Here is a 21,997-nt window from a genome sequence, read left to right as displayed (position 1 = left end):
GGGAGGGGCGCGGGGTGTTCGACCGCATCGCCGTCGTCAACCGGGGCGAGCCCGCACTGCGGCTCACCCGGGCCGTCCGCGAGCTGAACGCAGAGCTCGGCACCCGCAGCCGCGTGATCGCGCTGCACACCGAGGCCGAGCGGCGGGCGACGTTCGTCCGCGCCGCCGACGAGGCGGTGCTGCTGCGCGAGACCGGTGCGGGCAGTCCGTACCTCGACCACGCCGAACTGGCCCGCGCGCTGCGCGAGAGCGGCGCCGACGCCGCCTGGGTCGGCTGGGGCTTCGTCGCCGAGGACCCGGCGTTCGCCGAGCTGTGCGCCGAGCTGGGCGTCACGTTCATCGGTCCGCCGCCGGAGGCCATGCGGCTGCTCGGCGCCAAGATCGAGGCCAAGGTGCTCGCCGAGCAGGCCGGGGTGCCGGTCGCGCCGTGGAGCGGCGGGGCGGTCGCCGGGATCGACGACGGCCGGCGGCACGCCGAGACGATCGGCTACCCGCTGATCGTCAAGTCCCGCAGCGGCGGGGGCGGGCGCGGCATCCGGATCGTCCGCTCCGAAGCAGAACTCGCCGACGCGCTGACCCGCACCCAGGCCGAGGCCGCGCGCACCTTCGGCGACCCGACGATCTTCATGGAGCGGCTGGTCGAGGGCGGCCGGCACGTCGAGGTGCAGGTGATCGCCGACCAGCACGGCACGGTGTGGGCGCCGGGCGTCCGCGACTGCTCGGTGCAGCGGCGCAACCAGAAGGTGATCGAGGAGTCCAGCTCCCCGGCGCTGTCGCCGGAGCAGGACCGGTCGTTGCGGGAGTCCGCGATCGCCCTGGCCAAAGCCGCGGGCTACGTCGGGGCGGGCACCGTCGAGTTCCTCTACCAGCCCGAGGAGCGCCTCTTCACCTTCCTCGAGGTCAACACCCGCCTGCAGGTCGAGCACCCCGTCACCGAGGAGACGACCGGCCTCGACCTGGTCAAGCTGCAGCTGCACGTGGCCGAGGGCGGCCGGCTCGAGGGCGAGCCGCCCCCCGGCAGCGGGCACGCGGTCGAGGCCCGGCTGACCGCGGAGGACGCCGAGCAGGGCTTCGCGCCGGCGCCCGGGCGGATCGAGCTGATGCGGCTGCCCTCCGGCCCCGGGGTGCGCGTCGACACCGGGTTCGGCGACGGCGACGTCATCCCGTCGCAGTACGACTCGATGATCGCCAAGGTCATCGCCTGGGGCCGCGACCGGCCCGAGGCGCTGGCCCGGCTGCGCTGCGCCCTGCGCGAGACCACCGTGGTCATCCGGGGCGGGACCACCACCAAGTCCTTCCTGCTCGACCTGCTCGACCGGCCCGAGGTGGTCGCAGGCACCGCCGACACCGGGTGGCTGGACCGCACCGGCACCGGCGGCGGGGCACGGCTGGACGGCGACGCCTGGGTGGCGCTGGTCCAGGTGGCCGTCGACGTCGCCGACGAGCAGGAGGCCGGCGAGCGGACCGCGTTCCTCGCCTCCGCCCGCGGCGGGCGCCCTCGGGCGCCGCACGAGGTCGGCCGCACCATCGAGCTCGGGCTGCGCGGCCAGGTCTACCGGCCCACCGTCGCCACGATCGGCCGCGACCGCTACCGGGTCGAGCTCGACGGCCGCTACGTCGACGTCGACGTCGACCGGCTGTCCCGGCTGGAGTCGCAGCTGACCGTCGGCGGCCGCCGCTGGTCGGTCGTGTCGGTCCAGGCCACCGGCTCGCACCTGGTCGAGGTCGACGGGGTCAGCCACCGGGTCACCCGCGACGCCGGCGGCATGGTCCGCGCCCCCGCACCGGCCGTGGTGGTGGCGCTGCGGGTCGTCCCCGGCCAGGAGGTCGAGGCCGGCCAGACGGTCGCGGTCGTGGAGAGCATGAAGATGGAGACGGCGGTGCACGCGCCGTTCGCCGGCCGGGTGCGCGACGTGCTCGCGCGCGCCAACGCCCAGGTCGACGCCGGGGCGCCGCTGCTGTCCATCGACCGGGCCGGCGGCGAGGCCGAGGAGGCGTCCGGCGAGCGGGTCGCGCTGCCCGCGCCCGACGAGGCACGCCCGGCGCAGGCCCGGGACCGCGCGCTGTCCCTGCTCGCCGCGCTGCAGGCGCTGATCACCGGTTACGACGTCGACGCGGCGCACGCCAAGGAGCTGGTCGCCGAGTACGCCACCGCCCGCGGCGAGCTGGACGGTGACGACCCCGATCTGCTGGCCGGCGAGCTGCAGGTGCTCACCACGTTCGCCGACCTGACCGAGATCGCCCGCAACCGGCCGGCCAACCAGGAGGAGGAGGCCGACCAGCAGGTCCACAGCCCGCGCGAGTACTTCCACGCCTACCTGCACTCGCTCGACGCCGAGCGGGAAGGTCTCCCGGAGAGCTTCCGCGGCCGGCTGACCCGCGCGCTGCGCCACTACGGCGTCGAGGACCTCGAGCCCGGGCCGGCGCTGCAGGAGGCCGCCTACCGCCTCTTCCTGGCCCAGCAGCGGGTCGGCGACCAGCTGCCCGCCGTGCTCGCCCTGCTCGACCGGTGGCTGGCGGCGCCGCCGCCGTCCGGTCCGGCCCGGGCCGAGGTGGCCGACGTCCTCGACCGGCTCGTCGTCGCCACCCAGCTGCGCTACCCGGCGGTCAGCGACCTGGCCCGCGCCGTGCGGTTCCGCTACTTCGAGGCGCCTGTCGTCCAGGAGAACCGCCAGGTCGTGCTCGAGGCGGCGGCCGGGCTGCTGGCCGAGCTGGAGGAGGCCGGCGCCCGCGGCGACAGCGACGCGGCCATGCGCCGCGTCGAGGCGCTGGTCGAGAGCCCGGAGCCGCTGATCCGGCTGCTCGCCCAGCGCGCGGACCGGGAGCCCACGGTCCCCGACCCGGTGCTCGAGGTGCTCACCCGGCGCTACTACCGCAGCCGCGACCTGCAGAACGTGCAGTCCTCGATCCTCGCCGGGCACTCCGCCGTCGTCGCCGACTACGACCTGCGCGGCACCCGGCTGCACCTGCTGGCCTGGATGGGCCCGATGCGCGCCCTGCCGGCCGCGGTCGCCGAGGTGGCGCGGCTGTCGGCCGACGTCGCCGAGGAGCGCACGCGGCTGCTCGACCTCTACGTCGCCTGGCCCGACCGGCCCGACGACGCCGACGCGATGGTGGCGCAGCTGCAGGAGATGCTCGCCGCGCTCGCCCCGCTGGCCGCGATGCGCCGGATCACCGTCACCGTGTCCACCCCCGACGGGACCGTCGACACGGTCACCTTCCGGCGCCGGCCGGAGGGCCTGGTCGAGGACCGGCTGATCCGCGGCATGCACCCGCTGACCGCGCAGCGGCTGAACCTGTGGCGGCTGAAGAACTTCGACGGCGAGCGGATCCCCTCGGCCGAGGACACCTACCTGTTCCACATCCGGGCCACGGAGAACGCCGACGACGAGCGGTTCATCGCGATGGCCGAGGTCCGCGACCTGGCCCCGCTGCGCGACGAGAACGGCGAGATCGTCGGCTACCCGACCGTCGAGCGGCAGCTCACCGCCTGCCTGGACAGCCTGCGGCGGGCCCAGTCCCGCCGCCGCTCCCGGCGGCCGCTGGAGCACAACCGGGTGTTCCTCTACGCGTGGCCGTCGATCGAGGTGGGGCTGGCGGAGGTGGCCACCTTCGCGCACATGGTCGCGCCGCTGACGGTGGGCGCGGGGCTGGACCAGATCATGCTGTTCGCGCGGCTGCTGGAGACGCCGGGCGAGCCGCCGCGGGAGATCGCGCTGCGGTTCTCCTACCGGCCGGGCACGGGGCTGCGGCTGCAGGTCACCGAGCGGCCGACCGAGCCCATGCAGGCGCTGGACCCCTACACCGAGAAGGTGCTCAGCTCCCGGGCGCGCGGCGCGGTGTACCCGTACGAGCTGTCCGCCCTGCTCGCCGGCTCCGGGGGCTCGTTCGTCGAGCTCGACCTCGACGGCGACCGCCTGATGCCCGTCGAGCGGCCGCCCGGCCAGAACAAGGCCGGCGTCGTCGCCGGGCTGGTCACCACCCCGACAGCGCGCTACCCGGAGGGCATGACCCGGGTCGTGCTGTTCGGCGACCCGACCAAGCAGCTGGGCACGGTCGCCGAGCCGGAGTGCGCCCGGATCATCGCCGCGCTCGACCTGGCCGAGGAGCGCGGGGTGCCGGTGGAGTGGTTCGCGCTGTCCTCCGGCGCGCGGATCTCGATGGACAGCGGCACGGAGAACATGGACTGGGTGGCCCGCGCGCTGCGCCGGATCATCGAGTTCACCCAGGCCGGCGGCGAGATCAACGTCGTCGTGGCCGGGATCAACGTCGGCGCCCAGCCGTACTGGAACGCCGAGGCGACGATGCTGCTGCACACCAAGGGCATCCTGATCATGACGCCGGACAGCGCGATGGTGCTCACCGGCAAGCAGTCGCTGGACTACTCCGGCGGGGTGTCGGCGGAGGACAACTTCGGCATCGGCGGCTACGACCGGGTGATGGGGCCGAACGGCCAGGCGCAGTACTGGGCGCCCAACCTCACCGCCGCCTGCGACCTGCTGTTCCAGCACTACGAGTACGCCTACGTGGCGCCGGGGGAGCGGTGGGGCCGGCCGGCGGACACCTCCGACCCGGCCGACCGCGACGTGCAGGCGTTCCCGCACAGCGCCCCGGGCAGCGACTTCACCACGGTCGGCGACATCTTCTCCCCGGTCGCCAACCCCGAGCGCAAGAAGCCGTTCGACATCCGCACGGTGCTGAGGGCGATCACCGACGCCGACCGGCCGGTGCTGGAGCGCTGGGCCGGCATGGCCGATGCGGACACCTCGGTCGTCCAGGACGCCTTCCTCGGCGGGCACCCGGTCACCCTGATCGGCATCGAGTCGCACCCGATCGCGCGGCGCGGCGCCGTCCCGGCCGACGGCCCGGACCAGTGGACGGCGGGCACGCTGTTCCCGTCGTCGTCGAAGAAGACGGCGCGGGCGATCAACGCCGCCAGCGGCAACCGGCCGGTCGTCGTCCTGGCCAACCTGTCCGGCTTCGACGGCTCACCGGAGTCGCTGCGCAAGCTGCAGCTGGAGTACGGCGCGGAGATCGGCCGGGCGCTGGTCAACTTCGACGGCCCGATCGTGTTCTGCGTGATCTCCCGCTACCACGGCGGAGCGTTCGTCGTGTTCTCCGGCGTGCTCAACGACAACATGACGGTGCTCGCCGTCGAGGGGTCGTTCGCCTCGGTGATCGGCGGGGCGCCGGCGGCGGCCGTCGTCTTCACCCGCGAGGTCGACAAGCGGACGGCGGCCGACCCGCGGGTGCGCGAGCTGGAGCAGTCGCTGACCTCGGCCGACGCCGTCGAGCAGGGGCGGCTGCGGGCCGAGCTGGCCACGGTGCGGGCGGGCGTGCGGTCGGAGAAGCTGGGTGAGGTCGCGGCCGAGTTCGAGGGCATCCACGACATCGAGCGGGCCCGGCGGGTCGGCTCGGTGCACGAGATCGTGCCCGCGGCGGAGCTGCGCCCGCGGCTCATCACGGCCGTGGAGCAGGGGATGGAGCGCGCGCTCAGTCGGTGACGACGCGGTCGCGGCCGTCGGCCTTCGCCCGGTAGAGGTGCTCGTCGGCGCGGCCGAGCAGCGCGGCGGGGGTCGCCTCGGTGACGACCGTGCTGGTGGCGCCGATGCTGACGGTGACCGGCAGGCCGCTGGTCAGCTCGGTCCACGGGTGGCCGGCGACGGCGCGGCGGACGGCCTCGAGGTGCGCCTGCGCGGCGGCCAGGCCGACGCCGGTGAGGACGACGAGGAACTCCTCGCCGCCCATCCGGGCGACGAACGAGCCGGCGCCCTCGGGCGGGGGCATGCGGTCGAGCAGCTCGGCGACGCCGCACAGCACCCGGTCGCCGACCTCGTGCGAGCAGGTGTCGTTGACCCGCTTGAAGTGGTCGACGTCGACGAGGGCGACGACGACGGTCTCGGCGGCCCCGGCGCGGCGCAGCAGCAGCGGCAGCTCCTCGTCGACGTAGCGCCGGTTGTACAGGCCGGTCAGCGGGTCGCGCAGCGAGAGCTCGCGGTAGCGGCGGCTCTGCTTGCGCGCCTCGGTCGTCTCGTACATCGCGTGCACCGCCCGTGCCCGGGCATCGCGCTGGGCCGACTGGAGCTCCTGCAGCTCGTCGACGTACCCCTTGTGCTCCTCGAACGCGGCCCGGAAGTCGCCGCACGCGGCGTGCAGCTCGGCCTGCTCGCGGCGCGCGCGGACCCGGATCGAGGTCAGCCCGTGCTCCTCGCAGCGCCGCACGCACTCGGTGAGCACCGTCTGGGCGTCGTCCACCTTGTCCAGCCGGCGGCGGACCTCGGCGAGGGTGAGCAGGAAGTCGGCGCCGGCGTCGCCGTCGAGGGAGGCCTCCTGCGCCGCGGGGTCCAGACCCGGCAGCAGCACCGCCTCGGCCTGCTGCAGCCGGCCCAGGCCCATCAGGGCGCGGGCCACGGTGTCCAGCCGCCCGAGGTGCAGGGCGATCCCGCGGTCCGACGACAGCGTCTGCAGCTGGGCGCTGAACGTCAGCGCCAGGTCGAACCGGCCGGCCATCGTGGCGCAGTAGGCGCGGTTGTTCAGGACGAGCAGCTGCCGCTCGACGTCGCCGAGCTGCTCGGCCAGCCGCAGCACCTCGTCGTAGCGCTCCTGCGCGGCCTCGTCGCCGTCCAGGCCGAGGCAGTCGGCCAGCCGGGCCAGGTGGTCGATCCGCATCGTCGCGGGGGAGTCGGGCTCGAGCAGGTCCACCGCCCGGACGGCGTGCTCCAGGGCGAGCGAGACGTCGCCGAGCTCCTGGAAGACCGCGGCCAGGACGAAGGAGCTGCGGGCGAGCAGGTGCCGCGTGCCGTTCTCGGAGGCCCAGCGGTGCACCGCCTGGGCGATGCGCCCGGCGGCCGCGACGTCACCGCGCCGGCGGAGGAGGTCGCCGCCGATCAGCCGGGCGCGCAGCTCCAGCTCGGGGCGTGCGAGCTCGCGGGCGGCCGCGGCGGCGCGCTCGGCGCCCTCCTCGATGCCGTCGCGCTCGAACCGGGACAGCGACTCGAGCCGGTCGAGGGCAGCGGCCAGCGACACGGCGGCCGCGTCGTCCGCCGGTGAGAGGACGACGGACTCGGCGTCCGTCGTCCCCGCCCTCTCCGTGCTGGTCACACGCTCGGCATCGACCGATCGGGGGACGTTCTTGAGCGGTCAGTGGAAGAAACCACCCCTGGGGTGAGAGGAGAGCACCCGGTCGACCACGGGTGACCGGCGGACCGGCACCTCCCGGCCGGCCCGCGCGGCGGTCTCGAGGTGCTCGAGCAGCAGCTCCAGCCCGGGCGCGGACAGCGCCGTGACCGACCCGGCGTCGATGACGTCGACCCGGGCCGGCTCGCGCCCGTACCGGCGCAGGAAGGCCTCGACCGCCGCCGCGTCGACCGATCCGGCGAGGCAGAGCGCCCGCCCGCCGGCGGTGTTCAGCAGGCGCACGATTCCCGGCACACCGGCAGTGTCCGCGCTGTCGGACCCCTCGGCGACACTGCGGGGGTGCACCGCGTCGTCCTCCTCCGCCGCGGCGGGGACGCCGTGGAGGCGCGCGAGCTCGCCGACGACGGGACGACGGTCGGCGTGACGTCGGTGGCCGCGGGCGAGCTGCCCGCGTTCGTGGCCGGGCGGGAGGCCGAACCGGTCCGCTGGGTGTGGGACGACACGACGCGCTGGTACCCGGCGCTGCTCGACGCCGGGGTCCGGGTGGAGCGCTGCACCGACCTGCGGCTCTCCCACGCGGTGCTGCGCCGCTCACCGTTCGCCGACCCGGCCCTCCTCGCCGGGGACGACGCCGCGGGCTGGGACGCGCTGGCCCCGGTCTTCGCCGCCGATCAGGCCCTCTTCCCCCTGGAGGACCCCGCCGACCGGCTCGACCCGGTCGCCGAGCACGCCCGCCAGCGCGCCGCGGTCGACGCGGCGACCCACCCGGGGCGGCTGGAGCTGCTGCTCGCCGCGGAGTCCTCCGGTGCCCTGGTCGCCGCGGAGATGACGCACGCCGGCCTGCCCTGGCGCACCGACGTCCACGAGCGGATCCTCACCGAGCTGGTGGGTCCGCGGCCGGCGGCCGGGCTGCGGCCGCCGGTGCTCGAGCGGCTGGTCGGCGAGATCCGGGAGTCCTTCCGCGCGCCGGGGCTCAACCCCGACTCGCCCGGCGAGCTGCTGCGGGCGCTGCAGGGCGCGGGGCTGCAGGTCGAGGACACCCGCTCGTGGAACCTCCAGCAGCTCGACCATCCCGGCATCCCGGCGCTGCTGGAGTACAAGAAGCTCGCCCGGCTGCTCGCCGCGCACGGCTGGAGCTGGCTGGAGACCTGGGTGCGCGAGGGGCGGTTCCGGTCGTTCTTCGTGCCCGGTGGCGTGGTCACCGGCCGGTGGGCGTCCAACGGCGGGGGAGCGCTGTCGGTGCCGGCGCAGATCCGCCCGGCCGCGATCGCCGACGACGGATGGCGCTTCGTCGTGGCCGACGTCGCCCAGCTGGAGCCGCGGGTGCTCGCCGGGATGAGCGGTGACGCCGCGATGGCCGAGGCGGCCCGGGCCGCCGACCTCTACCAGGGCATGGTCGACTCCGGCGCGGTGAACACCCGCGCCGAGGCCAAGATCGGGATGCTCTCGGCGATGTACGGCGGCACGCGCGGCGAGGGCGGGCGCATGATGCCGCGGCTGACCCGCCGCTACCCGCGCGCCATCGGGCTGGTCGAGGACGCCGCCCGCGCCGGTGAGCGCGGCGAGGTGGTGCACACGCTGCTCGGCCGCGGCTCGCCGGTGCCCACCGGGGCGTGGGCCGAGCGGGCGGTGGCGCTCGGCGAGGCGCCGGAGGAGCGGGACTCCCGGGCGGAGAGGGAGCGCCGCGCCTGGGGCCGGTTCACGCGCAACTTCGTCGTCCAGGGGACCGGGGCGGAGTGGACGCTGTGCTGGCTGGCCGACCTGCGCAACCGGCTGTGGCGGCTGGGGTCGGGCCCGCTGGCCGAGCGGCCGCACCTGGTGTTCTTCCTGCACGACGAGGTCGTCGTCCACACCCCCGAGCACCTGTCCGACGACGTCGCCGCCGAGGTCCGGCACGCCGCGGCGACCGCCGGGCGGCTGCTGTTCGGCGGCTTCCCGGTCGACTTCCCGCTCGACGTCGCGGTGGTGGGCTCGTGGGCCGACGCCGGCTGATCCGGGTATTCCGCGAGCATTCTCACCGGGGCTGTGACGGCTCTCCGATTGTCACGGTTGCATCACGCCGGTTACCTTGGGCCCCGTCCGTTCCGGCCATGACGTCCCCGACCGGGGAGACCGGACGGGCGCCGCCGAGTCGCCCTCGCGGGCGAGCCGGGGACCCACCGCAGTACTGGGGTGAATCCTGCTCCGGGCACGTGTCCGGGGTGGGTAGGGCTTCTTCCCGCCCGAATCCGTCAGCTAACTCGGTAGGCGGCCACACGGAAGAAGCACACGCACCGCATGAGCCCACGCACGACCACGTCCGGGCGCCGTCGCGCCTCCGCCCGCCGCCGCCCGCCGGTGCCCGTCCGCCGTCCCGCCCTCTACCTGGGCGTGGCCACCGCCGGCGCGCTCGTGGTGAACGTCCTCGTCGGCGCGGGGCCCGCGGCCCAGGGCGCGGACACGCCCGAGTCGGTCAGCGTCGCCCAGGAGCTGGGCCTCACCGCCGAGTCCGGCCCGGCGGCCGCCCCGAGCCCGGACCTCGAGCGGCTCGGGGACCTCACCGCCAGCCGCGGCACCCGCGAGGCGCAGCAGACCGCCGCCCAGCAACAGCAGCAGGCCGCCGACCAGGCCGTGCTGGACCAGCAGAAGGCCGCAGCCGAGGCGGCCGCCCAGGCTGCCGCCGTGGCCTCGGCCGCCGCAGCCTCCGCCGCGGCGTCGTCCGCCGCCGCCGCCGAGCCGCAGGCCACCGGCACCGCCGTCACGGAGACCGCGCACATCACCAACACGGCCGGGGCGATCAAGCCGCAGGTGCAGACGGCGGCGAACCAGGTGGTCTCCAACGTCCCCGGCGCCGACGCGATCACCCTCGGTGGCACCCGGCCCAGCGCGACCGACCCCGACGGCCACCCGTCGGGCAAGGCGCTGGACTACATGGTGCTCGGCGACACCGCGCTCGGGAACGCCATCGTCCAGTACCACATCGACCACTGGGACGAGCTGGGCGTGGAGTACATCATCTACAAGCAGCGCATCCTGCAGTCGCCGAACGGCTCGTGGTCGACGATGGAGGACCGGGGCAGCCCGACGGCGAACCACATGGACCACGTCCACGTGAACTATCGCTAGTCGCCCGGTGGGTGGCGCGCCGGAGCCGCCGGGTAGGAAGGGCGGAGCCCCACCGAGAGGACGCCGCCCGTGCACATGATCGACTCCGACGCGCCCCAGGACGACGGGCCGCAGGCCCCGCCGGTGCCGTCGTTCGACTCGTTGCGCGATCCGCGGCGCCGCTCCCCGCTGGACCTGCTCGTGCCGCCGCCGCCCCCGGCGCCGGCCCCCGAGCCGGCTCCGGTGGCCCCGCCCCGCCCGCCGGACTACGGCGACCTGCTGCGCCTCGCCGTGCACCTGGCCCGGTGGACCGCGGGGATCCCGGTGCGGGGCCTGCGCAGGCTGCTGGGCGGCTGAGCCCGCGTCACCCTCGCCGTGTCGTCGCGACCCTCGCGCTCAACCGCGCGGGTCGAGGCACCACCGCGAGGGTGAGCCAGGACGGCGGGTCAGTGGGCGACGGCGGGCAGGGCGTCGTCGGCGACGTCGGGCAGCTGCCACGGCCGGACGACGACCGCCAGCACCGCCAGCGCCAGCAGGAGCGCGACCACGATGACCGTGCCCATGGCCAGCGCGTCGTTGCCCAGCAGCCCGACCAGTGGCGAGACCGCGGCGCCCACCCCGAACTGCACCGCGCCGAGCAGCGCCGCGGCGGCGCCGGCCGCCTCGCCGTGGCGGGACAGCGCCAGCGCGGGGGCGTTGGGCAGCGCCAGCCCGGCGGCGAAGAGCACCGCCCAGAGCGGCAGGGCGACGCCGAGCAGCCCGCCGACGCCCGTGGCGGCCAGCACCAGCAGCACCGCGCCGGCGACCACGCCGCCGGCGGTCGCCGTCATGAGGACGGTGGCCGGTGACCAGCGGCGCAGCACGAGCGGGTTGAGCTGGGTCGCGGTGATGAGCCAGACGGCTCCCGCGCCGAAGAACAGCCCGAACGCCTGGGCGTTCAGCCCGAACTGGCGCTGGTAGACGAACGACGACCCGGCGACGTAGCTGAACAGCGAGGCCATGGTCAGCCCGGCGACGAACACCAGCCCGAGGTAGGCCCGGTCGCGGAGCAGGTCGCGGTAGGTGGCCAGGGTCCCGAGGACGCCGCTGCTGCGCCGCCGCTCCGGCGGCAGGGTCTCTCTCAGCGCGAACCAGCCGACGACGAGCAGCAGGAGCCCGTAGGCGGCGAGCAGCACGAACACCCCGCGCCACGAGGTGAACCGGAGGATCTCGCCGCCGATCGTCGGCGCGAGCACGGGAGCGGCGCCGAGGATCAGGAAGATCCGCGACAGCAGGGTCGCCGCCTTCCGCCCGGTGAACAGGTCACGGACGACGGCCAGGGCGATCACGCTGCCGGCCGCCGTCCCCACCCCCTGCAGCACGCGCAGCGCACCGAGGACGGCGATGCTCGGCGCCACGAGCACGAGCAGCGAGGCCAGCACGTGCAGCGCCGTCCCGGCCAGCAGCGGGCCGCGCCGGCCGAACCGGTCCGACAGCGGGCCGAACACGAGCTGGCCGAGGGCCAGCCCGACGAGCGTGCCGGTCAGCGTCAGCTGCACCTGCGAGGCCGTGGTGGACAGCTCCGTGGTGATCGTCGGCAGCGCCGGGAGGTACATGTCGATCGTCAGCGGGCCTATCGCGACGAACGCGCCCAGGACGAGCGCGGTGCGCGCGGTGCTCGGCGGCTCGGGCGGGCGGACGTCGACGATCGGTGGGGCGGGGCAGTCCCGTGTGGCGGTCACCAGGGTCCTTCATCGGTCACGTGTGGCGGCCCACGCTGGCCATGACTTCACAGCTGGCCAAGTCGTCCCACGGCCTGGGCATTCCGACCGCCCGGCGGGTCCACCAGGGCGTCCGGCCGCTACTGTCCGGGCCGTGCCCGGACGGCGGATGCGGGTGGTCGTCGACAACGACTTCAGCGGCGACCCCGACGGGCTGGTGCAGCTCGTCCACCACGCGCTGTCGCCGTCGGTGGACCTTCGGCTGGTCATCGGTTCGCACCTGCGCCCCGACGACCCCTTCGACCCGTCGGGGACGACGGCGGACAACGCCGCGGTGCTGGCCCGCGAGTTCCTCGCGCTGGCCGGGCGGGACGACGTCCCGGTGCAGGCCGGCTCCAACGCCGGGCTGGCCGACCGGACGACGCCGATCGCGTCACCCGCGGCGCTCGCCCTCGTCGCCGAGGCGATGCGGGACGACGTCGACACCCCGCTCTACGTCTGCGCCGGCGCGGGGCTGACCGAGGTCGCGAGCGCGTGGCTGATCGAACCCCGCATCGCCGAGCGGCTGACGCTGGTCTGGATCGGCGGCCCCGAGCACCCCGGCCTCGCGGTGCCCCCGCCGAACGCCATGCCGGTCGAGTACAACCTGCTCATCGACGTGCCGGCCGCGTCCGTCGTCTTCACCGACTCGTCGATCCCGATCTGGCAGGTGCCGCGCGACGCCTACCGGCAGGTCCTCGCCTCGTTCGCGGAACTGCGGCTGCGGATGGCGGAGCAGGGGGAGCTGGGTGCCCGGCTGTTCGCGGCGCTGGACGGCGTCCGGGCGACATCGGCGGAGCACGGCGTCGACCTGGAGGAGACCTACATCCTCGGCGACAGCCCGCTGGTGCTGCTCACCGCGCTGCAGTCGGCGTTCGAGCCGGATCCGTCGTCGAGCCGCTACGTCGTCCGCGAGACGCCGGGCATCGGCGACGACGGGCAGTACCGCCCGGCGCCCGGTGGGCGGCCGATGCGGATCTGGACCGCGCTGGACAACCGGCTGGTGCTCGAGGACCTGTACGCGAAGCTGGCGCTCAGGCGCTGAGCGGCTCGCTGCGCCGGGACAGCTTCACCCGGCGGCGCTCCCGCTCGGACAGGCCGCCCCAGATGCCGAAGCGCTCGTCGTTGTCGAGCGCGTACTCGAGGCACTGCATGCGCACCGGGCAGCCGACGCAGACCCGCTTGGCCTCGCGGGTGGAGCCGCCCTTCTCCGGGAAGAACGCCTCGGGGTCGGTCTCGGCGCACAGCGCCTCCTGCCGCCACGACTCGTCGCCGGGGGCGTACTCGCTCTGGACGACCGGCGCCGGGGCGACCGGCTCGTAGCCGTAGGGCGCGTACGCGTCGTCGACGTAGGCCTCCGTCGCGTAGGGAGCGGTGGGGTACGGGGCGGCGTACGGGTCGGCGTAGTAGACCGGCGCGTAGTCCTCCACGGCGTAGAGGTCCGGCGCCAGGCTCAGGTGGGGGCGGGGGTACGACGACACGGAGGCTCCTCAGGTTCGGGGAAGAAGCAGACCGGCGTGACGGACCGGTACGCCCTGATTTCTGTCCGTGACGCTACGCAGTGCGCGGCGAGCGTCGCACTGGCAGAACCTGGAGGACCGCGGCGGATCGGATTGGCGGGATCTGCCCGGCACACCGGTCGGACCCGGCGCGCCGGTATCTGCGGGCGCCCGGCATCCCTCTCACCGGTATGACCCGAACCACCTCGACCACGAAGCACACCGCGGCGCGCGAGGCGCGGACCCGCCCCGCGATCCCGGCGCCCCGGCGCAGCCCGGAACAGGGGCCGGCGCAGCCTCGCGAGCCGGAGCCCCCGGCCGACCTGCCGCCCTACCCCCTGGTCCGCTACGCGCTGGAGCACGCGACCGCGCTGCGGCCCCGCCGGGACTGACCGTCAGGCCTCCGCGTCGAAGTCGGCGGCCACCCGCCGGTGCGCCGCCCAGATCTCCTCCGGCAGGTCGGCGAACTGCGCGAGGTGCTCCTCGCGGTAGCCCATCTCCTGCCGCCAGCGGGCGGTGTCGACGCCGAGGAGCCGGTCGAGGTCGCCGGGCGGCAGCTCCATCCCGGAGAGGTCCAGCTCCTCGACGGTGGGCACGATGCCGGCCGGCGTCCGTCGACCGGTGACCTCGCCGTCGCGCAACCGCATCAGCCACAGCAGCGGGCGCAGGTTGTCCCGGTAGCCCGGCCACAGGAAGTGCCCGTCGTCCGGGTCCCGCTGGAACCAGTTGACGTGGGCGAAGATCGGCTGCTCGGTGGCCGCGCCGACGACCTTCAGCCAGTGCGCGGCGTACGCGCCCTCCGGGTAGGACATGAACGGCCGCATCGACATGGGGTCGTAGCGGAGCACGCCCTCGGTGCCCTCCGCGGCGAACGTCGCTTCGGCGCCCAGGGTGAGCCCGTCGTACACGCCCTCGGCCAGGTCGGGGATGGCGCGGACGAGCGGCTCGCGGTCGCGGGTGCGCCCGCCGAAGATGATCGCGTCGACCGGGACGCCCTTGGCGGTGTCGAAGTCCGGCGCGATGTTGGGCACGTTGGCCAGCGTCGTGGTGAAGCGGCTGTTCGGGTGCGCCCACGGATCGTTCTTCTCCTCCGGCGCCCGCTCGGAGACCAGCCGGCCCTTCCAGTCCCGCCAGCCGGTGACGTCCGCCGGCGGCTCCGGCGTCTTCCCCTCCCACCAGACCTCGGCGGTGTCGGCGTTGTAGGCGACGTTGGTGAAGATCGTGCCGGTCCCGGGCGCGATCGCGTCCACCGCGGTCGGGTTGGTGACCTCGTTGGTGTCCTTGGCGACGCCGAACACCCCGAACTCCGGGTTGATCGCGTAGATCCGGCCGTCCTCGGGGTCGACCCGCAGCCAGGCGATGTCGTCGCCGTAGAAGTCGACCCGGTAGCGGTCGCCGAGGGCGTCGGGGGCCAGGGTCATCGCGAGGTTGGTCTTGCCCGACGCGCTCGGCATGCCGCCGCAGACGTGGTACTTCCGGCCGGTCTGCTTGTCGGTGATCCCGAGCAGCATGAACTGCTCGGCGAGGAACTCACCCGACGCCCAGCCGTCGTAGCTGGCCTGGCGCAGGCCGTGGGCGATCTTGCCGAGCAGCGCGTTGCCGCCGTAGGACGAGCCGAAGTGCAGGATCGTCCGCTCGTCGGCGATGGTGACGAAGCAGCGCTGGTCGTCCGGCGTCCCCTGACCGAGGCGGTCCAGGTCGCCGGTGACGTGCACGCCGCGGACGAAGAACGACGGGTCGGCGAGGTCGTTCACGAACTCCACCCCGACCCTGGCCATGCGGATCATGTGCAGCACGACGGTGCGGGTGTCGGTGAGCTCGACGCCGACCGCGTACGGCGCCAGCGGCGAGCCGGGCGGGGCCATCAGGTAGGGGACGACGTACATCGTCTTGCCGGCCGAGGCGCCCCGCATGCGCTCCTCGAGCAGCGGCCGCATCTCCGAGGCAGGGCGCCAGTTGTTGTAGACACCCAAGTCCCCGGGGTTGCTCGTCGCGACGACGGTGCGCTCCTCGGAGCGGGCGGTGTCCTTGGGATGGCTGCGGGAGTAGTACCGCCCGTCGCCGGCCGGCTGGATCTCGCCGGCGTCCAGCGCCTCGCGCAGGAGCCGTGCGTCGTCCGAGGCGTGGACGACCTCGACCCGCTCGGCGCCCGTGTGGGCGAACCAGTGCTGCACGTAGTCCCGGACGTGCTGGTTGCGGAGTCCCGCGGCATCCAGCACCGCATCGATGTCGGCCACGGCCACACCTTTGCCGGGAACGAAGTGTTGCGCCACCTCGGGGGTACCCGATGGGGTGTTCAGCGGTGGCGAATCCTCCGGACGGCCGGTGCGACGGCGCGGGCGGCGCGGCTGAGCAGGATCGCCGCGACCGGCAGCACGACGAGCAGCCAGCCGTGGTCGTCGACCAGGTTGGCGCAGACGCACAGGACGGCGCCGACGATGACGACCGTCCCGATGGTGACCAGCCGCTCGCGCCGGTCCGGCCCCGACCGGCCGCGCAGCAGCCGCCGGGACAGCAGGAGCGGCACCGCGATCATGGCGATGCCGACGGCGTAGGCCAGGAGCACGACGGTGCCCTTGAGCAGCAGGAGCAGCAGCCAGCCGACGACGGCGACGCCGGCGGCCACCAGGCAGGTGGCGAGCAGCGACGGCGCCAGCGCGCGCCGGCGCCGCGGCTGGACGACGGGTGTCCGCGCAGGGCCCATGGCGCTGCATTGTGCGCGCGTTCCCTGTGCGCGGAAGACCCTCCTGACTCAAGCTCATGGCTTATGCTTGCCAGACAATAAGCTATGCACTTAACATGGCCGCATGGCGGAGCAGGGTGGGTGGTGCGTGACCCTCCTCGGGGACGTCGTCGCCTCCAAGGAGCACGCCGACCGCGCGACCCTGCAGCGCAGCGTCCTGGACGCGCTGGCGTTCGTCAACGAGCAGGTCGCCGGTCTGCAGCCGCTCGAGGTGACCATCGGCGACGAGTTCCAGGGCGCCTACCGGTCGGTCGCCGACGCGGTCCGGGCGTCGCTGCTGATCCGCCTCGCGCTCCTGCCCGACGTCGACACCCGGTTCGGGATCGGCAGCGGGACGGTGACCGTGTTCGACGCCCAGCGCTCGCCGATCTCCCAGGACGGACCCGCCTGGTGGGCCGCCCGCGAGGCGATCGAGCGGGTGCACGCGCAGCAGCGGCGCAGCGGGCACGAGCGCGCGGCGCGGACCTGGTACGTCGCCCGGGACGAGGCGCCGGCCGAGCACGTCGAGGCCTTCGTCAACGCCCACCTGCTCTGCCGGGACGTGCTCGTCCCGCGCGAGGACGCCCGGGTGATCGCCCTGCAGCGCGGGTGGCTGACCGGGCGCACCCAGGCCGAGCTGGCCGCCGAGCTGGGGGTCTCGCAGTCCGCGGTGTCGCAACGCCTCGCGCGGACCGGGGCCTTCGCATTGCGCGATGCCCAGGACGTCCTGGACGGCGTCGGCGCGTGACCTGGCTGGGACTCGTCCTCGGCGGCATCGGTCTGGCCGACCTGGTCCGCTGGAACAGCGAGCGGTTCGACCGCCGCTCCGTCCTCGGCTGCGTGCTGGCCGGGCTGCTCGCGGCCGTGGTCCTGGTCCTGGGCGGCGTCGGACCCGGGACGACGGCCGGCACGGCGGTCGTCGTCGCGGGGGTGTCCGCGGCGTGGGTGGGGACGTCCGGGTGGTCGCTGCGCGAGGGCCGGGCGACGTGGCTGCCGCTCGCCGTGGCGACCGCCGTCGTCGTCGGGGCCGTCGTCCTGAGCCCGTGGTCCCCGCACGTCGGGGGCCGGCTCGAGCGGTGGTACGCGCAGGTCCCGCTCGCCGTCCTGTCGGGCGTGGACCTCGAGCGGCTCCTGGTGATCGCGGGGTGCGCGCTGCTGCTCACCAGCACGGGCAACGTGCTGGTGCGCGTCGTCCTCACCGCGGCGGGCAGCCAGGTGACCCGCAACGAGCAGCAGATCAAGGGCGGCCGGGTGCTCGGCCCGATGGAGCGGCTGCTCGTCTTCGGGCTGGGCCTGGCCGGGGACCTGGGCGCGGCCGCGGTCATCGTCGCGGCGAAGGGCCTGCTGCGGTTCCCCGAACTGCAGTCCTACCGCGGCGAGCTCGAGAGCAGCGCGCGGCCGGGCCTGTCCGGCCAGCGCATCGACGTGCTCACCGAGTACTTCCTGATCGGCTCGCTGACGAGCTGGAGCCTGGCGCTGGCCTGCCTGCTCCTGACATGAGCCCACGGCTTCCATCGCCCGCACATAAGCCGCCGACCGGCTCTCTGGCGGGCAGGAGGAGGACCAGGGCGAGCACCAGCAGGACGTAGGCGTTCTCGCCGAGCGCGGTCCCGGGGCTCGTGGGCGCGCGGACGAAGAACCAGATCAGCGAGCAGCCGAACGCCGCGGCGACGACGAACGCGGCGGCAGCCGCGGCGGCCCGGCGCGCCAGGGGCTGTCGTCGTCCCCACGACCCGACCACCGGCGTCCCAGCGGCGACGTCGACCAGCACCACGACCGCGGGCACGACCCAGTACAGGTGGTGCACCCACGAGACCGGGCTGATCAGGCAGGCGGTCGACCCCGTGACCGTGGCGCCGGCCAGGTCGTCGCCGCGCCGGTGCAGGAGCGCGGCCCTGGTCATCCCGACGACCAGCACCGCGGCGGCCAGGCCCAGCCACACCGCGTGGCTGGGCGCGCCGGGCACGGCGAGGCGGGCGAGCAGCCCCAGCAGGGACTGGTCGTTCGGATCGGTGGGCGGCCCGACCCGGCCGGTCTGCCACAGCTCCCGGGTCCAGTACCGCGCTGAGGGGTCCACCGCGAGGCCGACCAGCACGGTCAGGGCGAACGTGCCGGTCGCGACCGCGGCGGCCCGCCGGCGGCGGGTGACCACGAGGTACAGGACGAACAGCCCCGGCGTCACCTTGATCGCGGTCGCCAGGCCGATCCCCACGCCGGCCCAGGGCCGTCCCCGGCGCAGCGCGACGACGTCGGCGAGCACGAGCGCAGCGACGACCAGGTCGATCTGCCCCCAGCCGAGCGTCTCCCGGACCGGCTCCAGGGCGAGCGCGAGCGGGACCGCTACCCCGAGCGCGACCCACCGGGGCCACCCGTGCCGGACGGCGACCGGCGCCACCAGCCACCACGTGGTCAGGACGACGAGCCCGGCCGATACCGCGGTCACGAGGACGGTCGCGGTGGTCTCGGTCCCCAGCGCGACCGGCAGCAGCACCAGGACGGCGAACGGCGGGTAGGTGAAGCCCTTCTGCGTGTGCGGCCGGACGAAGTCGTACACCGGGTGGCCGTCGAGCCACCACCGCACCGCCCCGCGGTAGACCCGCAGGTCGAAGGTGTGGTGCCAGACCGGCCGCGGCGAGACGCGGAACACCAGCAGCCACGCGACCGCCACCGCGGTCGCCACCAGGAGGCCGTGCACCGCGCGCCGCGCGCCGGTACCCACGCCGGACAGCGTGCGCGGCGAGGCTGAGGACGGGCTGAGAACCGCCGTCCGCGGCCGCCCCAGTTTCCCGTCCCCTCACCTTCGCCTGGCCGGGGGAGAACCAGGACGTCGGCAGCATCAGCGGCATGACGGGCACCTGGGTGGTGACGGGCGGCGCCGGCTACATCGGCGGCCACGTGGTGACGGCGCTGCGCCGCGAGGGGATCGGGGTCGTGGTGCTCGACGACCTGTCCACCGGGCGCGCGGAGCGGCTGCCGCTCGACGTCCCCCTCGTCCTCGGCCGGGTGGGGGACCCCCAGGCGCTGCGGTCGGTGCTGGCCGGTGCGACGGGCGTGGTCCACCTGGCCGCGCTCACGTCGGCGCCGGAGTCGGTCCGCGATCCGCTGGCCTACTACGCGGCGAACGTCACCGACACCGCGATGCTGCTGTCGGCCATGGCCGAGGCCGGGGTGCCGCGCATCGTGACGAGTTCGTCGGCCGCCGTCTACGGCTGCGCCCCGGCCGGCGCGCTGACCGAGCAGGACCAGCCGCGTCCGCAGAACCCCTACGGGACGACGAAGTGGATCGCCGAGCGGCTGCTGGCCGAGGTGGGCGCCGCCAGCGGGACGGCGAGCGTCGCCCTGCGCTTCTTCAACGTGGTCGGCGCGGCGACACCGGCACTGGCCGACACCCGCACCTCGGCCGTGCTGCCGCGGCTGCTCGACGCCGCCCAGGGCGGGACGGTGACCGTCCACGGTCTGACCCACCCGACGCCCGACGGCAGCGCGGTGCGCGACTTCGTGCACGTCCGCGACGTGGCCGAGGCGCACGTGGCCGCCGTCCGCCGGCTCACCTGCGGCGGGTCCGGCTCGGCCGTCTACAACGTCGGCACCGGGTGGGGCTGCTCGGTGCTGGAGCTGATCGACGTCGTCGAACGGGTGACCGGGCAGCCGGTGCGCTGGATCCCGGGGAACGTGCGACCCGGGGATCCCGCGCGGTCGGTCGCCGACCCCTCGCTCATCGCCCGGGAGCTGGGTTGGCGGGCCCGCTTCGACCTGGCCGAGGCGGTGCGCTCGGCCTGGGCGGCCCGGGTCCCGGCCGCTCCCGCCGCGCTCACGCGCAGGTCCCTGCTGCCGGCAGCAGCAGGCTGAACACCGGCGGCCGGGCGCTGGAGAGCACCAGCCGGCCGCCCTCGGCCTCGGCCAGCGCCCGTGCCAGCGCCAGGCCGATGCCGTGGCTCGACGCGCCGTCCTGCCGCGACCGGAACACCGCGGCCGGGTCCGGCGGCCCGTCGCCCTCGTCGCTCACGTCGATGGCGACCGTCGCCCCCGCGTCGCGCACCACCAGACCGACCGTGCCCTTGCCGTGCACGACCGCGTTGTCCACCAGCACGTCGACCACCTGCCGGACCGCGCCGGCCGAGGCCCGCGAGACCGGCAGGTACGGCGCGGTGCTCACCTGCAGCCGCCGGCCGTGGCCGGCCAGCACCCCGCTCCACGCCGAGGTCCAGTCCTCGACGAGGGCCTCCAGCGGCAGCTCGGCGTGGTCGCCCGGCGTGTGCCGGGCCAGGGACAGCAGGTCGCCGATGGTCCGCTCGAGCCGGTCGGCCGACTCGAGCGCGGATCCGACAGCGGCCTGCTGCACGGGGGGCGGGGCGTCCAGCGCGGTCTCGAGCGTCAGCCGGAGCCCGGTGAGCGGGGTGCGCAGCTGGTGGGAGGCGTGGGAGGAGAAGGCACGCTCGCGCGAGACGAGGTCGCCCAGCCGGCCCGCGGTCACGTCGAGGGCGGACCCGGCGGCGTCGATCTCCGGGATCCCGCTGGGCGCCGTCCGCACGCTGAAGTCGCCCTCGCCCAACCGTTGCGCGGCGCCGGCCAGCGACTCCAGCGGCGCCGACAGCCGGCGGGCCTGCCGGCGGGCGAGCAGCCAGGTCGCGAGGATCGCCACCGCGCCGAGCGCCACCATCACCGCCCACGCGCCGGCGATCTGCGACCACACGCCGCGATAGGGGGTGGTCGCCCGCACGACGCCGGTCACCGTCGTCCCGTCGGTCACGGGGACGGCGACGGCGAGCCCACCGGGCGCGTCCGGGTCGGTGACGACGCGACCGCCGAGCGCGTCCCGCACCGTGGGGTCGGCCTGCGCCGGACCGTCGCCGACCACCCGCGCGCCGTCCACGGAGTACAGCGCCAGGGAGACGTCCGGGTCGGAGCTGGGCAGCGTGGTCACCGGTTCGTCCCGGGCCAGGTGGGACGCGACCGCGATGGCCGCGACGTCGGCGACGTGCTCGGCCTGGGCGGTCTCGTCCCCGAGGAAGGAGGCGGCGACGGCGTAGCCCAGCGGGACGCCGAACAGCGTGATGGCCAGCACCGCGGCGAGCACCGCCACGGTGACGATGCGCCGGCGCACCTAGGTGCCGCCGTCCGGCCGCTCCATGCGGTAGCCGTGCCCGCGCAGCGTCGTGATCGGCGGCGGCGCGTCCGGCCCGGCCACGGCGGCGAGCTTGCGGCGCAGCGCCGCGACGTGCACGTCGAGGGTCTTCGTCGAGCCGTACCAGTGGGCGTCCCAGACGTCGGCCATGAGGGCCTCGCGGCTCACCGCGTTGCCGGCGTCGGTGGCCAGCCGGGCGAGCAGCTCGAACTCCTTGGTGCGCAGCGGCACCTCGACGTCGTCCACCGTGACCCGCCGCGCGGCGACGTCGACGACCAGGCGGCCGACGGTCAGGTGCTCCTGGCTGGGCGGGACGACGGCCTGGCGGCGCAGGTGAGCCCGGATGCGGGCGAGCAGCTCGCCGAACCGGAAGGGCTTGGTCAGGTAGTCGTCGGCGCCCGCCTCGAGGCCGACGACGACGTCCATCTCGTCGGTGCGCGCGGTGAGCACGACGAGCACCATGCCGGGGGAGCAGGCGCGCAGCCGTCGGCAGACCTCGACGCCGTCCAGGTCGGGCAGGCCGAGGTCGAGCAGGGCCATGTCGAACGTCCGCCCGGCCGCGGCGTCGAGCCCCTTGCGGCCGCTGCGCTGCCACGACACCGCGTGCCCGTGCGCGCGCAGCCCGCTGGTCAGGGCGGCGCCGATCGTCTCGTCGTCCTCGACGACCAGGAGATCGGCCATGGTCCCGGAC

18 protein-coding genes and 1 riboswitch are annotated in these 21,997 nt (G+C 75.0%); of the genes, 9 read left to right on the top strand and 9 right to left on the bottom strand.

Translation table 11 applies throughout. The features are described from left to right. Nucleotides 1–14: 14 nt before the first annotated feature. The gene (locus tag GGQ55_RS23030) at nucleotides 15–5,504 is read left to right on the top strand and encodes an ATP-binding protein (RefSeq protein ID WP_179720775.1); all 5,490 of its coding nucleotides are present in this window, start codon (nucleotides 15–17) and stop codon (nucleotides 5,502–5,504) included. Here the strand turns inward: GGQ55_RS23030 and GGQ55_RS28625 are convergent. After that, nucleotides 5,494–7,101 carry a sensor domain-containing diguanylate cyclase gene (locus GGQ55_RS28625; protein WP_179720773.1) on the bottom strand — a complete coding sequence of 536 codons (1,608 nt, stop codon included), beginning with the start codon at nucleotides 7,099–7,101 and terminating at the stop codon, nucleotides 5,494–5,496. The two genes, GGQ55_RS23030 and GGQ55_RS28625, sit on opposite strands and share 11 nt — an antisense overlap. A gap of 39 nt (nucleotides 7,102–7,140) precedes the next feature. Beyond that, a complete protein-coding gene (locus tag GGQ55_RS23020) occupies nucleotides 7,141–7,431 on the bottom strand; it encodes a hypothetical protein (protein ID WP_179720771.1) in 291 nt (96 codons plus the stop codon). Nucleotides 7,432–7,476: 45 nt separating this feature from the next. Here GGQ55_RS23020 and GGQ55_RS23015 point away from each other — a divergent pair, with 45 nt between their 5' ends. The 3 genes from GGQ55_RS23015 (at nucleotide 7,477) to GGQ55_RS23005 (ending at nucleotide 10,578) form a co-directional block, all read left to right on the top strand. Beyond that, a complete protein-coding gene (locus GGQ55_RS23015; RefSeq protein ID WP_179720769.1) occupies nucleotides 7,477–9,129 on the top strand; it encodes a bifunctional 3'-5' exonuclease/DNA polymerase in 1,653 nt (550 codons plus the stop codon). Between the two features lie 122 nt (nucleotides 9,130–9,251). Next, a riboswitch (cyclic di-AMP (ydaO/yuaA leader) is annotated at nucleotides 9,252–9,403 on the top strand. 11 nt (nucleotides 9,404–9,414) lie between these two features. After that, on the top strand, nucleotides 9,415–10,242 hold the full coding sequence (locus tag GGQ55_RS23010; protein ID WP_218859399.1) for a VldE C-terminal domain-containing protein: 828 nt from the start codon (nucleotides 9,415–9,417) through the stop codon (nucleotides 10,240–10,242). Between the two features lie 75 nt (nucleotides 10,243–10,317). Beyond that, nucleotides 10,318–10,578, top strand: a complete 261-nt coding sequence (locus tag GGQ55_RS23005; protein WP_179720767.1) for a hypothetical protein — start codon at nucleotides 10,318–10,320, stop codon at nucleotides 10,576–10,578. Nucleotides 10,579–10,667: 89 nt separating this feature from the next. On the opposite strand, the gene GGQ55_RS23000 is transcribed toward GGQ55_RS23005, so the two are convergent. Continuing rightward, complete coding sequence (locus GGQ55_RS23000; protein WP_366490064.1) at nucleotides 10,668–11,942, bottom strand: multidrug effflux MFS transporter; 1,275 nt, start codon at nucleotides 11,940–11,942, stop codon at nucleotides 10,668–10,670. Nucleotides 11,943–12,075: 133 nt separating this feature from the next. Between GGQ55_RS23000 and GGQ55_RS22995 the strand changes: the two genes are divergently transcribed. Then, a complete protein-coding gene (locus GGQ55_RS22995) occupies nucleotides 12,076–13,005 on the top strand; it encodes a nucleoside hydrolase (protein WP_366490062.1) in 930 nt (309 codons plus the stop codon). Here GGQ55_RS22995 and GGQ55_RS28735 read toward each other — a convergent pair. Beyond that, entirely contained in the window at nucleotides 12,995–13,441 is a 447-nt protein-coding gene (locus tag GGQ55_RS28735; protein ID WP_436277839.1) for a WhiB family transcriptional regulator, read from the bottom strand. The genes GGQ55_RS22995 and GGQ55_RS28735 overlap by 11 nt on opposite strands. A 209-nt stretch (nucleotides 13,442–13,650) precedes the next feature. On the opposite strand from GGQ55_RS28735, the gene GGQ55_RS22985 reads away from it, so the two are divergent. Next, the gene (locus tag GGQ55_RS22985; protein WP_179720765.1) at nucleotides 13,651–13,851 is read left to right on the top strand and encodes a hypothetical protein; all 201 of its coding nucleotides are present in this window, start codon (nucleotides 13,651–13,653) and stop codon (nucleotides 13,849–13,851) included. Nucleotides 13,852–13,854: 3 nt separating this feature from the next. Here the strand turns inward: GGQ55_RS22985 and GGQ55_RS22980 are convergent, their stop codons facing one another. Beyond that, on the bottom strand, nucleotides 13,855–15,696 hold the full coding sequence (locus tag GGQ55_RS22980; protein WP_179720763.1) for a phosphoenolpyruvate carboxykinase (GTP): 1,842 nt from the start codon (nucleotides 15,694–15,696) through the stop codon (nucleotides 13,855–13,857). 59 nt (nucleotides 15,697–15,755) lie between these two features. Then, nucleotides 15,756–16,163 carry a hypothetical protein gene (locus GGQ55_RS22975; protein ID WP_179720761.1) on the bottom strand — a complete coding sequence of 136 codons (408 nt, stop codon included), beginning with the start codon at nucleotides 16,161–16,163 and terminating at the stop codon, nucleotides 15,756–15,758. 103 nt (nucleotides 16,164–16,266) lie between these two features. Between GGQ55_RS22975 and GGQ55_RS22970 the strand changes: the two genes are divergently transcribed. Both GGQ55_RS22970 and GGQ55_RS22965 read left to right on the top strand, forming a co-directional pair. Continuing rightward, nucleotides 16,267–16,929 carry a SatD family protein gene (locus tag GGQ55_RS22970; RefSeq protein ID WP_179720759.1) on the top strand — a complete coding sequence of 221 codons (663 nt, stop codon included), beginning with the start codon at nucleotides 16,267–16,269 and terminating at the stop codon, nucleotides 16,927–16,929. Continuing rightward, the gene (locus GGQ55_RS22965; protein WP_179720757.1) at nucleotides 16,926–17,681 is read left to right on the top strand and encodes a hypothetical protein; all 756 of its coding nucleotides are present in this window, start codon (nucleotides 16,926–16,928) and stop codon (nucleotides 17,679–17,681) included. Before GGQ55_RS22970 ends, GGQ55_RS22965 begins: the two co-directional genes overlap by 4 nt. On the opposite strand, the gene GGQ55_RS22960 is transcribed toward GGQ55_RS22965, so the two are convergent. Continuing rightward, the gene (locus GGQ55_RS22960) at nucleotides 17,611–18,900 is read right to left on the bottom strand and encodes a glycosyltransferase family 87 protein (protein ID WP_179720755.1); all 1,290 of its coding nucleotides are present in this window, start codon (nucleotides 18,898–18,900) and stop codon (nucleotides 17,611–17,613) included. The two genes, GGQ55_RS22965 and GGQ55_RS22960, sit on opposite strands and share 71 nt — an antisense overlap. Before the next feature lie 125 nt (nucleotides 18,901–19,025). On the opposite strand from GGQ55_RS22960, the gene galE reads away from it, so the two are divergent. Next, a complete protein-coding gene (gene galE, locus GGQ55_RS22955; protein WP_179720753.1) occupies nucleotides 19,026–20,030 on the top strand; it encodes a UDP-glucose 4-epimerase GalE in 1,005 nt (334 codons plus the stop codon). Here galE and GGQ55_RS22950 read toward each other — a convergent pair. Together GGQ55_RS22950 and GGQ55_RS22945 are read right to left on the bottom strand one after the other, a co-directional pair. Beyond that, nucleotides 19,993–21,285 carry a sensor histidine kinase gene (locus GGQ55_RS22950; RefSeq protein ID WP_179720752.1) on the bottom strand — a complete coding sequence of 431 codons (1,293 nt, stop codon included), beginning with the start codon at nucleotides 21,283–21,285 and terminating at the stop codon, nucleotides 19,993–19,995. The two genes, galE and GGQ55_RS22950, sit on opposite strands and share 38 nt — an antisense overlap. After that, nucleotides 21,286–21,987: a response regulator transcription factor gene (locus GGQ55_RS22945; RefSeq protein WP_179720750.1), complete on the bottom strand. Its 702-nt coding sequence runs from the start codon at nucleotides 21,985–21,987 to the stop codon at nucleotides 21,286–21,288. It abuts the gene before it with no gap. Between the last annotated feature and the right edge of the window lie 10 nt (nucleotides 21,988–21,997).

The sequence above is a fragment of the Petropleomorpha daqingensis genome (genome assembly GCF_013408985.1).
Lineage (GTDB): Bacteria > Actinomycetota > Actinomycetes > Mycobacteriales > Geodermatophilaceae > Petropleomorpha > Petropleomorpha daqingensis.
Note: the sequence above shows the minus strand (reverse complement) of the source record. Positions and strands in the feature narration are given on the sequence as shown.